We start from the raw sequence: 13,106 nt of genomic DNA, 5'->3' as shown, positions 1-13,106 counted from the left end.
GTGAGCCAGGAGGACGGTGCGGCGAAAGCCGCCAACATCTTCGACGTCGCCCGCCTGGCGGGGGTGTCGCATCAGACCGTGTCGCGCGTGATCAACGATCTGCCGAACGTGCGGCCGACCACCCGCACCCGGGTCGAGCAGGCGATCGCGCAGCTGCGCTACAGCCCCTCCCCCGCCGCGCGGGCACTGGTGACCCGACGCACCCGCACGATCGGGCTCATCACCCCGGGCGTATCCGACTACGGGCCGACCTCGATCGCGATGCACTTCAACTTCGCCGCGCGCGCGGCGCGGTACAGCGTCGACACCGTCAGCGCCCTGGAGGCGGACCCCGCCGGCATCCGCTCCGCCGTCGAGGCGCTGCTGCGCCAGCGCGTCGACGCGATCGTGCTCGTGGTCGTGGACGTCGCCGTTCTCGAGGCGGTGCGTGCACTGGATCTCAGCGTCCCGCTCGTCGCCGCCGCGTCGACTGCACGGCGGAACCCGCACATCGTGTCGATCGACCAGTACCGCGGGGCGCGGGCGGCGGTGCGGCACCTGTGCGAACTCGGGCACACCCGCATCCTGCACATCGCCGGCCCGCGCACCGCGTCGGACTCGGTGGAGCGCGTCCGCGGATGGCGGGACGAACTCGGCGCGCGGCGGCTCGAGATCGTGGAGCAGCAGCACGGCGACTGGTCGGCCGCGAGCGGCTACCGGATCGGCATGGACCTCGACATCGAACCCGGCACCGCCCTGTTCGTCGGCAACGACCACATGTCGATCGGGGTCATGTCGGCGCTCCGGGAACGCGGCATCCGCGTGCCGGAGGACGTCAGCATCGTCGGCTTCGACGACGTGCCCGAAGCCGGATACCTCTATCCCCCGCTCACCACCGTGCGGCAGGACTTCGCCTCGCTGGGCGCGCTCATCATGCAGAAGGTGCTCATCGCGGTCGAGGAGCCGGAGAGCGCGACCGAGGACACTCCCCTGCCGACGCACCTGGTGCTGCGGCAGTCCACGCGACCGGCAGCAGGCTGACCGGGCGGCCGTCAGCGGAGGATGCGGCTGACGAGCTCGTCCACGACGGCGTCGGCCGACATCCCGGTATCGAGGGGCACGGTGAGCTGATCGAGCATCAGCCCATCGATGGCGTAGTGGAACAACGCGATCTCGGTTCGTCCTCCGGGTAGCCCGGCTTCGGCGTTGAATGCGAGGTCGGCCTGGAACGCCCGCTGCCGCCACGCTCCCAGCGCTTCCGCGACGGTCGGTCGCCGTGCGGCTTCCAACCGCAGCTCGAAGAGCGCGAGCGACACATGCGGGTCGGCGCTGAGACGCCTCACGACATCGCGCAGGTAGTCGGCGAAGAGTGTCCGATCGGGAGACCGATCGACCGCAGCGACGACCTCCGGTTCGGGCGTGAGCCGCTCCCCGATCCGATCGACCAGTGCGGAGATGAGGTCGTCGCGCGTCGGGAAGTAATTCGACGCGGTCCCGCGCGGAGTTCCGGCCGCGGAATCGACAGCGCGATGGGTGAGACCGCGCGCCCCCTGCTCGGCGAGCACGCGGATCCCGGCGTCGGCGAGAGCGGAGCGTCGTTCGTCGTTGCGAGCCATACGGCACATGCTAGTCAAACCACGACGGATGTCGTACTCTGACCACGACATCTGTTGTGATTGGAGTTTCCCGTGCGACAACTCGTCTACTACGTCGCCGTCAGCATCGACGGCTACATCGCCGACCCGCGGGGCGGGTACGACGCGTTCCTCGTCGACGGGGACCACGCTCCCGTCGTGTTCGGCGAGTACGCGGATGCGTTGCCCGCGCACGTGCTCACCGCTCTCGGCATCGAGCCGCCGAAGACACGATTCGACACCGTGATGATGGGCTGGAACACGCTTCGTCCGGCGCTCGACGCCGGCATCCCCAGCCCGTACCCGCACCTCTCTCAGGTGGTCGCGAGTCGTCATCCGCGGGGCGTGGACCCCGCGATCACCCTCACCCACGATCCGCTCACCACGGTGCGCGACCTGAAGGAGGAGGACGGACGGGACATCTGGCTCTGCGGCGGCGGCGAGCTCGCCGGCACGCTGCTCCCGGAGATCGACCGCCTTGTGCTGAAGCGCAACCCCGTCGTCTTCGGCTCCGGCATCCCACTCTTCGGGTCCGCGCCCTACGAGCCGCGGATCTTCGTACCGACCGGAACCCGCTCGTTCGGATCGGGTGTCGTGGTCGAGGAATATGTCTCCCGCCTCAGGCCGTGAACACCGTGGGTTGCTCTCTGCGCTCGTCTCCCCGGGCCTGTTCACCCTGCTCGCCGGCCCCCTCTTCCCGCGCCTGCTGCGCCGCGATTCGCAGCGCCCGGTCGTCATGGCGCTCGTGGGCGGCGTCATCCTCATCACCGCCCTGCAGATCCCCCGGCCTGACGACCACCGAACGCCCGCGAACACGTCGCCCGTTCGGTGAAGCCGTGCGCTTGTGCGCGCGTGGGACCGGGATCACACTGTCGGCATGACTGGTCGCTTCGTCTACTGGATGAACGTCTCCGCAGACCTCCGCATCGAGCAGGCCGCCGGGGAGAACGGCGGGGGCAGCTGGATGCGGATCGGCGAGTCGCTGCACCGCGAGTTCAACGCGCGCGCCGCCCGCTTGGCGGTCATGGTCCAGGGGCGCACCATGTACGAGATCATGGAGGCGTTCTGGCCCGCCGCCCGCCAGAACGAGGCGTATCCGGACTACATCCGCGAGTACGGCGAGATCTGGACCTCGGCGCCGAAGGTGCTCGTCTCCCGCCACCGGACCGACGCGGACTTCAACACCCGCGTCCTGACCGCCGACGACGCGATCCCCGAGCTGACGGCGCTGCGCGAGGAGACGGACGGCGACATCGGCGTGGGCGGGGCCACGATCGCCACGCACCTCCTGCAGGCGGGGCTGCTGGACGAGCTGATGCTGTTCGTCCACCCGGTGATCCTCGGCGAGGGACGGCCGCTGTTCGACGGCGATCCCGGGCCGATCGAGCTGGACGTGATCGAGACCGCGCAGTTCGAAGCGGGCGTCGTGCTGCACCGGTACGCGGTGCGGCCGGGAGGCGTCCGGGCGCGGCGGTGACCCCAGCGCCCGGTCCACGGTGTGGGGATTGGCACGGCGGACGCGATCGGGCACGGCGCTAGACATGCATCATGACTCGAGGCGCTGTGCTGACGCCCACGAGCGCACCCACCCGTCGCGCCGGCCTCCTCTGGGGTCTGCTCGGTGTCACGGCGTTCTCGTTCACCGTCCCGTTCACGCGGGTCGCGGTCGAGGGCCTGTCCCCGTTGTTCATCGGGTCGGGGCGCGCGGTCGTCGCCGCGGCGCTGGCCGCGCTCGCGCTGGCGATCACCGGGCAAACACCACCCACGGCGCGGCAGTGGGTGCGGCTGGCGATCGTGGCGGGTGGGGTCTTCGCCGGGTTCCCGATCCTCACCTCGTTCGCCCTCACGACCGCTCCGGCCAGTCACGGTGCCGTGGTGATCGCCATCTTGCCGGCGGCCACCGCGGTCATGGTGGTGCTGCGGACACAGGAGCGCCCCACCCGCTCGTTCTGGGCATTCGCCGCGCTGGGCGCGATCGCCGCGGTCGGCTTCGCCGGCCTGCAGGGAGACGGGTTCGCGGGCGTGACCTGGTCGGATCTGCTGCTGTTCGCCGCGGTGCTCGCCGCCGCGATCGGATACGCGGAGGGCGGACTGCTCGCCCGTGAGCTCGGATCCTGGCAGACCGTGTCGTGGGCGCTCGCCCTCGCCTCCCCGGCGATGATCACGCTCACGACCGTTTCGGTCGTGCAAGAGCCGCCGCACGGGACAGCGGTCCAGTGGCTGGCCTTCGCGTATCTCGGCGTCATCAGCATGTTCCTCGGCTTCTTCGCCTGGTACCGCGGCCTCTCCATCGGACCGATGGCGCAGGTCAGCCAAGTGCAGCTCGTACAGCCGGTGATGAGCATCCTCTGGGCCGCGATCATCCTGCACGAGCAGATCACGTGGCCAACGGTCCTCGGCGGCGCCGCGGTCATCGGCTGCGCCGGGCTCGCCATCCGCACGCGGACACGGGCGACGTCCGGCGGGACGTGACGCGGTGCCGCATCCGTGCGCGTCCCCACGCCGTTGTGCGACGATGCACGGGATGGACGATGACGACCGGGCAGAGCTGGCGGAACTGCGGGCACGGGCGTACGGGCCCTCCCCCGCCGTCGAGATGGATGCGGCGGCATGGGTCCGTCTACAGGAGCTGGAGTCCGCATCCCGGCGCCGCACCTTCGACGCCGCGGCGCCGGCCTTCCCGCCCGCCGCGGCGCCCCTGACGACGGTGCCGACCGCATCCGCATCCGCGTCGCCGGCATCGTTGGTCGAGTCGCCGATGGCCCAGCCCGAAGTCGCGGCAGAACGCGAGCCCACCACGCCCTCGCAGAGTCTGCGTACCCGCCGGAGACGTGCGGTCTCGCGCCGGATGCGGTGGGTGTGGGCCGCATCGCTCCTTGCGGTCGCGGCCGTGTCGGCGGCTGCGACCTACGCGGTGACATCGGTCCGTCCCGTCGACCCGACGACGGGCCTCGTGCCGGCCGCGCTTCTGGACCCTGATCCCGCGATCGGGCTTCCGTCCGACTTCTGGAACGGAGCCCTCGCGGACGTCGAGGTCTACGAGTACTTCGGCATCTGGGCCATGCGCTCAGACAACGACGTCTTCGGGAAGGGCGACTGCGTCCTGATCACGTCTGCTGAGAGCATCAGCGCCCAGGACGGTTCCCTCACCGGGCCGGTCTATATGGGATGCGAAGCCGGAGGCCTCCCCGCCACGGTCCAGTTCGCGCTCGATGCCGAATGGCCGGACGCGGTGCTCGAACAGCACCCGGTCGGGACCGGGCTGCGTTTCGTCCTGAACGACGACCGGGTCGGGGTCTTCGTCTCGCCGGTGCACCCCACCCCCAGCCCCTCGGCCGGTTCGGCGTCACGCTGAGCTGGTCCCGGCGCGCCCGTTCGTCAGCCGACGTTCGTCAGCCCCTCGGCGCCTGAGGGCGATCAGTCCTCGGGCCGGCGCCGCAGCCGCTTGGTGTCGGTCCTCTGCTTCTTCGCGGTGAGCCGCCGTTCCTTCGCGCCTCGGGTGGGCTTGGTCGCACGGCGGGGCGCGGCGGGCGGGCGTACCGCCTCCGCGACCAGCGCGGCGAGCCGTTCACGGGCCGCATCCCGGTTCCGTGCCTGGGCGCGATGCTCGGATGCGGTGATCGTCAGCACTCCCCCGACCAGGCGATCGGCCAGCCGGTCGAGGATCCGTTCGCGCTGAAGCGGCGTGAGCGACTCGGATGCTGTCGCGTCCCACGCGAGCTCCACCCGCGAGTCCGTCGTGTTCACGCCCTGCCCGCCGGGACCCGATGATCGCGAGAAGCGCCAGGTCAGTTCCGATTCCGCGATCGTGAGCCGGGACGTCACGCGGAGCCCGGGGCGATGGACGGCAGGCATGCCTCTATTGTTACGCGGCAGGGCATGGGCCGTTTTGCCGGCACCGGGACGGTCACGCCATGATCAGGACAACCGCCGCGGGTTCTTCTGCGGGCAGGTCGTACCCGGCTCTTGAAGGTTGCTCACGATGTCACGTCCCGTCCACCGGAATCTGCCCGCGCCCACCGGGGGGATGCTGACCGCCCGGCGTCCGACCGGCATCATCCTCGCAGTCGTGGTCTTCGCCGTCCTCATCGTGCTCATCGGGATCCCCGGAGCCGTACAGCAGATCCTCGCCTCGCTGGGTGGCGTGCCCGCGTACTCGCCGAGCATCGCCACCCTCATCATGCTGTTCTCCTTCCCCCTCGCGGTGCTGCTGCTCTGGGCCTGGCTCGCGGCGAAGGAGAAGCGCCGCTTCGCCACCCTGGGATTCGAACAGCCTCGTGCGGGCCTGCTCCAGGCGGCTCGCGGGTTGCTCCTCGGGCTGGCGATGGTGTCGGTATGCGTGCTGCTGCCAGTCGCGACGGGTCAAGCCACGCTGGGTTTCGCCGCACCGGACGCGACGAGCTGGATGTTCATCGCCCTCCTGCTTCTCGGGTTCCTGGTGCAGGGGTCGACCGAAGAGATCCTCACCCGCGGATATCTCACCCAGGCGGTCGCCCGGCGGTGGGGGCTAGCCGCGGCGCTGGTCGTACAGGCGGTCGTGTTCGCCGTCATCCACGGCGCGAACCCGGGCATCGGCTGGCTGCCGCTGGTGAACCTCGTGCTGTTCGCTCTGTTCGCGGGCTTCTACACTCTCGCAGAGGGGAGCCTCTGGGGAATCTGCGCCCTGCACGGCGCGTGGAACTGGGGCCAGGGGATGCTGTACGGCGTTCCCGTCTCGGGCACGACCCCGCCCGACTCGGTACTCGTGTTCGTCTCCGGGCCCACCGCGAACGACCTCCTCACCGGCGGCGCCTTCGGCATCGAAGGGAGCCTCGTCACCAGCGTCATCCTCGCCGTCGGCGCTGCGGTCGCTTTCTCGGGCTGGCGTCGGCGTCGACGCTAGATCGCCGTCGCCAGCTCGCCGTATCCCATCGCGATGAAGAAGGACAGCACCGCCAGCACCACCGCCACGGGAACCATCACCCAGCGCTCAGACCGGCTGCGCGAGATCGCGTTCATCAAGATCCCGAGGACGAAGTACCCGAAGATGACCCACATCATCACGACCGCGAACGGTTGCGGGAACAGCTCGATCGCCCCGACACGGCCCCACGCGACAACGGCGATGAAGCCGTAGATCAGGATCGATACGAGGCTGCCGACCCGGAGCTTCGCGGGCAGGATGCGGTGCGCCCCTCCCCACGCGAAGCGACCGAGCGGAGCTCCGAGGGCGAGCGCCAGTTGGAACAGCGCCAACAGCGCGAGGACCACCGTCAGGGCGAGAGCGAGGGGCATGGACTCAACGTAGCGGTGCGGGTGTGGCGACCAGAGGATCTCTCCGCTACCGTCCGAGCGGGAGTACGCCGCGATCGGACTCAATGCTCTTCGCTGCGCCTCAGTCCACCGACGCGAATTGTGCCTATGCGGGTGAACGGGGTCGAGCTGGCCCCTGGAAACGGCGCAGGGTTCGTGGCGCGCCGCCCGGCGGGTGATGCCCACGACGACGGTCTTGTCGTCTGATGGCGCCTTCGCTACGGTGCGCTCAAGGAGGCCGCATGTCGAACAGCAACGAAGAGGTCCTGCCCGGCTCCGAGACGGATCTCGCCCTCCAGCGGGCGCTCGACGCCGCGAACCTGCGCGCCGGCGACGCCACGGGAACTCCGACCGCGTACGTCGCCCACGATCCGGAACCGTCTGCCGTGGAAGCCGGCGACGCGGGCGGCGCGGGCGGCGACGGCGACTGACATCGCACGCGCATCGGGGCACCGCTGCGCGGCGTCCCCCGCCGAGCGGGACCTCACTCAGGTGATCGCGTGACGCCGGCTTCCTCGCCACGCGCGACGGGCGGGCCATCGGGCAGACCCCACTCGCTCCACGATCCGTCATAGAGACGCACTGGTCGGTCGAGCAGTTCCGCGACGAGTCCGATGACGCAGGCCGTGACGCCGGAGCCACAACTGACGACCACGGGTCCGTCCGTGCCGGCGGCCTCCTCGAATCGCGCCCGCAGCTCGGGGAGCGGGCGAAGACGACCGTCGTCGAGCAGCTCCGTGAAGGGAAGGTTGACCGAGCCGGGCATGTGCCCCGGGCGCAGGCCCTCCCGCGGCTCCGGCTCGATTCCGGCGAAGCGGCCGCGGCTGCGCGCATCCAGCACCGTGGCGGAGCCGTCCTCGAGGACCCGCTCGACCTCATCCCGCGGCACGACCGCCGACCCGAACGGCTGCGCGACGAAATCGCCGGGCGTCGGGGACGGGGATTCGTCCCACGGCTCGGTCGCGTGCCCCGCCGCGATCCAAGCGGGCAGCCCGCCGTCGAGGATCGAGACGCAGGGATGACCGGCGGTGATCAGCATCCACCGCGCTCGCGGACTCGAGAAGATCCCCCGCGGGTCGTAGACGACGACCCTGCTCCGCCGGTGGATTCCGAGTGCCTGACAGGCCTCGGTGAACGCGACCGCACTCGGCAGGGTGTGCGCGATCGGTGAATCCGCATCCGACATGACGCCATCCAGGTCGAACCGCCGCGCGCCGGGGATGCGGACGTCCCCGGCCGCCGTGTCCAGCACGATCAGATCGGGATCGTCCAGGTGTTCGGCAAGCCAGGACACATCGACCGTGGGCGGGCAGGTGCGCGAATCGTTCGCCGGGCCGGATGCTGTCATCGCGTCAGCGTAGCCGCCGAGGCCGACAGCGGCTTCGGCCCGCACACACTCATCTCCCCCGGCCCCGGCTCTGTCCCCGGGTGGGGTACACCCGATCGGGCGTCAGTGATGCCGGGCGGCCGCGGTGGCGGCGACCGAGACGGTGCCGGCGATGATGGCGTTCGTGGTGCGGGCGACGGCTTCGGCGGTGGCATCGGCTCCGAAGCTGGAGCGGGCGAACGTCTGGGCGCGGTCGATGACGGTGGTCGTCCACGGGATGTCCCGATGGAACCGCGGCAGCGAACCGCTCCCCCAGATGAGGGCGGCGAGCGCAGCGATCCGGGGTGCCGAAACCGCACCATCCACGAGCGCGGCGCGGACACCGGCCAGCAGCGCCTCGCGGCGGCCCGTCGACCCGGCGACGTGCGCGGTGGAGGAGAAGAGACCCATGATCCTGCGGTGCTCTTCGCGAATGTGGTCGCGCGCGACGAGGCGGGCCAGCAGCGGCTGGCGCAGGGCCGGCCCGATCATGGCGAGGATCGACTGCACGCCGTGCGGGGCGCCGCCGATGCTGCCCCACGCGGAGCGGAGGATGTCGTCGGACGGCGGACGGCCGTCGACGACCTGCACGGTCACCATGCCGCTCCGGGTGGTCGTGGTGGTCACGTGTCCGCCCAGGGCGAGGTCGGTGAGGACCGCCCCGCCCAGGACGTAGAACAGCGTGCTCTCGCCGGCGATCGTGCCGGAGTCGGGCTGGAACAGCAGGAGGAGGAGGTCCTCCGCCAGCGTCGGTTCGTGCGAGCTCGTCTCCGCGGCGCTCTCGATGATGCGGATCTCTTCGGTGTGCGTGGTCATGACCGTCACACCCCGACCAGGAAGGTGAGGGCGGCCCAGACGGAGACCGTGGTGATCGTCGTCCAGATGACGATGGCCACGGCCTGCCAGAGCAGCACCCACGCCCGCGAGGTTCCCGCCGCGACGAGGATCGCCGCGGTGAACTGCGTGGGGATGGCGAGCGGGCCGAGGATGCTGGCTCCCGGGACGCCGAAGCGCACGAGGAACTTCTGCAGGCGGGCCCGCCCCTTCGATTCCGGCTTGGCCGACGCGATGTCCGCGTACGGCGCGGACTCCGCATCCGTCTCCGGCATAGCGGGTCCGCCGACGGTCGCGGCGACCCGGGCCGTCCGGCGGTTGGTGACGGCGGTGCGGGCGCTGGAGGTGAAGAGCACGACGAGCAGCACCGACACGAAGTTGCCCACGGCGGCGAAGATTCCGGCGACGATGGGGTTCAGACCGCCGATGAGGCCGATCGTGGCGGCGAGCTCCCCCTCGACGAAGGGGATGGTACCGGCGAGCGCGACCACGAACGGTTGGATGAGCTCGGGCACTTGGGTGACGAGTTCCTGGAAACCTCGGATGAGGTCCTGGAGCGGGTTCATGAGGGGGTCTTCCTTTCTGTCCTCCATCGCGGATCCGGTGGTGACTCCAGTGGAAACCGTGTTCTCGCGACACGGTCAAGTCCCCGGGTTATGGGAGTGGCCTAGTAGCGTGTGGGCACGGTGTCTGAAGGGGGCGGAGCACACTGGTGGACCTCTGGGGCCGGCGCGCCGAACGCGACGCGGTCGACGAACTCCTCACCGCGGCGCGGGGCGGGCGCAGCGGCGCACTGGTCGTGCGCGGCGAGGCCGGGATCGGGAAGACGGCCCTCCTCGTGCACGCGCGGGATGCGGCCGAGGGATTCCAGGTGCACTCCGCGATCGGGCAGGAACCGGAGCGGCTGTTCGCCTACGCCGGTCTGCACCAGCTCTGCGACCGGATGCTGGACCGTGCCGGCGACCTGCCCGAGCCGCAGCGCGCGGCCCTCGCCGTGGCGTTCGGACTGGAGGACGGTGGCCCACCGGACCGGTTCCTGATCGGGCTGGCGACGCTGAACCTGCTCGCCGAGGTGGCCGAAGCGGCGCCGCTCCTGTGCCTCGTGGACGACGCGCAGTGGCTCGATGAGGCGTCCGCGCAGGTGCTCGCGTTCGTGGCGCGACGGATCTCGGCGGAGCGGATGGCGTTCGTGTTCGCCGTGCGTGACCCCGACGGTGATGCGGCTCCGCGAGTGCTGACCGCGCTGGCGGGCCTCCCCGAACTCTGCCTCGGCGGCCTCGCCGACTCCGATGCGCGGGCGCTCCTGACGTCGGCACTGCAGACCCCGTTGGACGACCGGGTGCTCGCGCAGATCGTCGCGGAGTCGCGCGGGAATCCCCTGGCGCTGCTGGAGCTGCCGCTGAGCGCACCGGTCATGCAGCTGGCCGGTGGTTTCGACCTCGCCGGCGCGGTCGACGTGCCACACCGTGTCGAGGAGAGTTTCCGGCGCCGGTCCACAGACCTCCCCGCCGAGACGCAGCTCCTGCTCCTCACCGCCGCGGCCGACCCCACCGGGGACATGGCGGTACTGAGCGCCGCGGCGGCCGAGCTCGGCGTCGCCGAGGATGCCCTCACCCCAGCGGAGGCGGCCGGACTCGTTCAGCTCGGCGTGCGGGTGACGTTCCGGCATCCGCTCGTCCGCTCCGCCGTCTACCGCGACGCGTCGCCGGCCGACCGGCGTCGCGCGCACGCCGCGCTGGCCGCGGCCACCGACCCGGCGGCCGACCCTGACCGGCGGGCGTGGCATCGTGGGCAAGCGGCGCTGGGTCCGGATGCGGATGCCGCCGCCGACCTGGAGCTCTCGGCCGGCCGGGCCCGCGCCCGGGGCGGGATGGCGGCCGCGGCGGCGTTCCTCGCGCAGGCCTCGACCCTGACGCCGGACCCGGCCGTGCGCGCCCGCCGCGCACTCGATGCCGCGCACGCGGCACATGACGCCGGCGGGTCGGCGGCCGCATCCGAGTTGCTGGCGAGGGCAGCGGCTGGGCCGTTGGATGCCCGGCAGCGAGCCCGACTGGAGCTGCTGCGGGCGCGGATCGCGTTCCACGGCGCGCGGGGAGGCGACGGCCTGCGGATGCTGCTGGACGCCGCGCGCGGGCTCGCCGAGCTCGACCCGACGCTGTCGCGGGAGACGTACCTGGATGCGGTGGACGCGGCGATCGTCACGGGCGGCGCCGGGGTCGGCACGAATGTGGCCGAGGTGGCGGAGGCCGCGCGGGCCGCCCCCGCTCCCCCGGGGTCACCGCGCCCGGCGGATCTGTTGCTCGATGGGCTGGTGACGACCTTCACCGCCGGGTATGCGACCGGCGCGCCCGCGCTGCGCCGGGCCGTCGAGGCGTTCGCCGACCGGGGGCCGGTGGCGCCGACGGATGCCGACAGCGCGAGGTGGGGGTGGCTGGCGAGCCGCACCGCGATGGCGGTGTTCGACGATGAGCTCGTGTTCGCCCTCGCCGACCGGCACGTGCGGCTGGCGCGTGAGGCGGGCGCGCTGGCGACGCTGCCGTCGGCCCTGCTCGTGCAGTCGGTGATGCTGGTGCTGGCCGGCGAGTTCACCCGTGCGGACGAGCAGAGCTCGATGGGCACCGCGACACGATCCGTGCCGCTGCTGCATGCGCAGCTGATCCTCGCCGCTTGGCGGGGGCGTCCGGACGAGGCCGGCGGCATCCATGCGACGATCGCGGAGGAGGCGGCGGCGCGCGGGCAGGACACCGAGGTGGCGCTGACGCAGTACGGGATGGCGGTGCTGCACAACGGCCGGGGCGACTATGCAGCGGCGCAGGAGGCGGCGGCGCGGGCGTTCGCGTCGGACGAGTTGCGGCACAGCAACCTGGCGCACTCCGAACTGATCGAGGCCGCCTACCGCGCCGGTCGGCCGGAGACCGCGGTCGATGCGCTGGAGGAGCTGAGCGCGCGGGGGGTCGCGAGCGACACTCCCTGGGGGCTCGGGTTGGCGGCGCGCTCGCGCGCGCTGACGCTGACCGGGGACCCCGCCGAAGAGCTCTACCGCGAGGCGATCGACCAGCTCGCCGGGTGCCGGATGGGGGCGCACCTCGCCCGCGCCCACCTGGTGTACGGCGAGTGGCTCCGCCGCGAGGGCCGACGTCAGGATGCCCGCGAGCAGTTGCGCACCGCCCACGACATGCTGATCGGGATGGGCGCGGAGGCGTTCGCCGAGCGGGCGGCGCTCGAGCTGCGCGCCACCGGCGAGCACCCGCGCAAGCGCACCACGCAGCCGTCCGACGCGCTCACCGCCCACGAACTGCACATCGCCCGGTTGGTCGCGGATGGGGCGACCTCACGCGAAGTGGGCGCGCAGCTGTTCCTGAGCCCGCGGACGATCGAGGCGCACCTGCGCAACATCTTCCGGAAGCTCGGGATCACCTCGCGCCGGCAGTTGCGCGAGGTGGGGTTGCCGTAGCCCTTCCTCTCCCCGCGGGGACGCAGACGTCACACCGGGATGCGGCGACCGGTGACGATGCGCTTCATCACGAGCGTCGACGCGACCCGCTGCACGCCCGGCAGTGCGCCCAACGCGGAGTCGTAGAGCGCCTGGTAGGCGGCGAGATCGCGACAGAGGATGCGGAGCACGTAGTCCGGATCCCCGAACAGGCGCTCGGCCTCCACCACGTTCGGCAGCGCCGCGATGGCGGCTTCGAACGCGGCGACGGTGTCGACGTCGGTACGCCCCAGTGTGACGAAGACGACCGCCTCGAAATCCAGGCCGGTGCGCTGCGGGGAGACGATCGCCCGGTACCCCTCGATCGTGCCGGACTGCTCGAGTTCGCGTACCCGGCGGTGGCACGCCGACAGGCTGAGTCCGACGCGCTGGGCGAGCTCGGTGACGCTCAGCCGACCGTCGTCCTGCAGCTGCGAGAGAATCTCCCGATCGAGTGCATCCATGGACAAGATTCTTGCGCAATAGACGGGAAACTCCGACCACAACGGAAGCACATTTCGCCGCATTC

16 protein-coding genes are annotated in these 13,106 nt (G+C 71.4%); 9 read left to right on the top strand and 7 right to left on the bottom strand.

Annotated features, from left to right (window positions below; all coding sequences use genetic code 11):
• Nucleotides 1-1,020, top strand: a complete 1,020-nt coding sequence (locus F6J84_RS04435; protein WP_150971715.1) for a LacI family DNA-binding transcriptional regulator — start codon at nucleotides 1-3, stop codon at nucleotides 1,018-1,020.
• An 11-nt stretch (nucleotides 1,021-1,031) separates the two neighbouring features.
• Here F6J84_RS04435 and F6J84_RS04430 read toward each other — a convergent pair whose 3' ends face one another.
• Nucleotides 1,032-1,595, bottom strand: coding sequence for a TetR/AcrR family transcriptional regulator (locus F6J84_RS04430; RefSeq protein WP_150971713.1), 564 nt, complete (start codon nucleotides 1,593-1,595; stop codon nucleotides 1,032-1,034).
• 72 nt (nucleotides 1,596-1,667) lie between these two features.
• Between F6J84_RS04430 and F6J84_RS04425 the strand changes: the two genes are divergently transcribed.
• The 5 genes from F6J84_RS04425 to F6J84_RS04405 all read left to right on the top strand — a co-directional run bounded on the left by F6J84_RS04425 (nucleotide 1,668) and on the right by F6J84_RS04405 (nucleotide 4,968).
• Nucleotides 1,668-2,243 (top strand): dihydrofolate reductase family protein, encoded by a 576-nt coding sequence (locus tag F6J84_RS04425; RefSeq protein WP_150971711.1) that lies wholly within the window; start codon nucleotides 1,668-1,670, stop codon nucleotides 2,241-2,243.
• A gap of 10 nt (nucleotides 2,244-2,253) precedes the next feature.
• On the top strand, nucleotides 2,254-2,445 hold the full coding sequence (locus F6J84_RS04420; RefSeq protein ID WP_150971709.1) for a hypothetical protein: 192 nt from the start codon (nucleotides 2,254-2,256) through the stop codon (nucleotides 2,443-2,445).
• Between the two features lie 45 nt (nucleotides 2,446-2,490).
• Nucleotides 2,491-3,090: a dihydrofolate reductase family protein gene (locus F6J84_RS04415; RefSeq protein ID WP_150971707.1), complete on the top strand. Its 600-nt coding sequence runs from the start codon at nucleotides 2,491-2,493 to the stop codon at nucleotides 3,088-3,090.
• A gap of 71 nt (nucleotides 3,091-3,161) precedes the next feature.
• Entirely contained in the window at nucleotides 3,162-4,085 is a 924-nt protein-coding gene (locus F6J84_RS04410) for a DMT family transporter (RefSeq protein WP_150971705.1), read from the top strand.
• Nucleotides 4,086-4,137: 52 nt separating this feature from the next.
• The gene (locus F6J84_RS04405) at nucleotides 4,138-4,968 is read left to right on the top strand and encodes a hypothetical protein (RefSeq protein WP_150971702.1); all 831 of its coding nucleotides are present in this window, start codon (nucleotides 4,138-4,140) and stop codon (nucleotides 4,966-4,968) included.
• A 62-nt stretch (nucleotides 4,969-5,030) separates the two neighbouring features.
• On the opposite strand, the gene arfB is transcribed toward F6J84_RS04405, so the two are convergent.
• Nucleotides 5,031-5,468 carry an alternative ribosome rescue aminoacyl-tRNA hydrolase ArfB gene (gene arfB / locus F6J84_RS04400; RefSeq protein WP_150971700.1) on the bottom strand — a complete coding sequence of 146 codons (438 nt, stop codon included), beginning with the start codon at nucleotides 5,466-5,468 and terminating at the stop codon, nucleotides 5,031-5,033.
• 127 nt (nucleotides 5,469-5,595) lie between these two features.
• Between arfB and F6J84_RS04395 the strand changes: the two genes are divergently transcribed.
• Complete coding sequence (locus F6J84_RS04395; protein WP_150971698.1) at nucleotides 5,596-6,495, top strand: CPBP family intramembrane glutamic endopeptidase; 900 nt, start codon at nucleotides 5,596-5,598, stop codon at nucleotides 6,493-6,495.
• On the opposite strand, the gene F6J84_RS04390 is transcribed toward F6J84_RS04395, so the two are convergent.
• Nucleotides 6,492-6,887: a hypothetical protein gene (locus F6J84_RS04390; protein WP_150971695.1), complete on the bottom strand. Its 396-nt coding sequence runs from the start codon at nucleotides 6,885-6,887 to the stop codon at nucleotides 6,492-6,494. The two genes, F6J84_RS04395 and F6J84_RS04390, sit on opposite strands and share 4 nt — an antisense overlap.
• Nucleotides 6,888-7,147: 260 nt before the next feature.
• Between F6J84_RS04390 and F6J84_RS04385 the strand changes: the two genes are divergently transcribed.
• Entirely contained in the window at nucleotides 7,148-7,336 is a 189-nt protein-coding gene (locus F6J84_RS04385; protein WP_150971693.1) for a hypothetical protein, read from the top strand.
• 53 nt (nucleotides 7,337-7,389) lie between these two features.
• On the opposite strand, the gene F6J84_RS04380 is transcribed toward F6J84_RS04385, so the two are convergent.
• The 3 genes from F6J84_RS04380 to F6J84_RS04370 form a co-directional block, all read right to left on the bottom strand.
• The gene (locus F6J84_RS04380) at nucleotides 7,390-8,253 is read right to left on the bottom strand and encodes a sulfurtransferase (protein ID WP_150971691.1); all 864 of its coding nucleotides are present in this window, start codon (nucleotides 8,251-8,253) and stop codon (nucleotides 7,390-7,392) included.
• A 102-nt stretch (nucleotides 8,254-8,355) separates the two neighbouring features.
• Nucleotides 8,356-9,087 carry a GOLPH3/VPS74 family protein gene (locus F6J84_RS04375; RefSeq protein WP_150971689.1) on the bottom strand — a complete coding sequence of 244 codons (732 nt, stop codon included), beginning with the start codon at nucleotides 9,085-9,087 and terminating at the stop codon, nucleotides 8,356-8,358.
• A gap of 5 nt (nucleotides 9,088-9,092) precedes the next feature.
• A complete protein-coding gene (locus F6J84_RS04370) occupies nucleotides 9,093-9,671 on the bottom strand; it encodes a small multidrug efflux protein (RefSeq protein ID WP_191905751.1) in 579 nt (192 codons plus the stop codon).
• 146 nt (nucleotides 9,672-9,817) lie between these two features.
• On the opposite strand from F6J84_RS04370, the gene F6J84_RS04365 reads away from it, so the two are divergent.
• On the top strand, nucleotides 9,818-12,559 hold the full coding sequence (locus F6J84_RS04365; protein ID WP_150971685.1) for an ATP-binding protein: 2,742 nt from the start codon (nucleotides 9,818-9,820) through the stop codon (nucleotides 12,557-12,559).
• 29 nt (nucleotides 12,560-12,588) lie between these two features.
• On the opposite strand, the gene F6J84_RS04360 is transcribed toward F6J84_RS04365, so the two are convergent.
• Nucleotides 12,589-13,041 carry an Lrp/AsnC family transcriptional regulator gene (locus F6J84_RS04360; RefSeq protein ID WP_150971683.1) on the bottom strand — a complete coding sequence of 151 codons (453 nt, stop codon included), beginning with the start codon at nucleotides 13,039-13,041 and terminating at the stop codon, nucleotides 12,589-12,591.
• Nucleotides 13,042-13,106: the final 65 nt, after the last annotated feature.

Origin of the sequence: Microbacterium caowuchunii (genome assembly GCF_008727755.1) — a bacterium.
GTDB lineage: Bacteria > Actinomycetota > Actinomycetes > Actinomycetales > Microbacteriaceae > Microbacterium > Microbacterium caowuchunii.
This window is presented reverse-complemented; position numbering and strand designations above follow the sequence as displayed.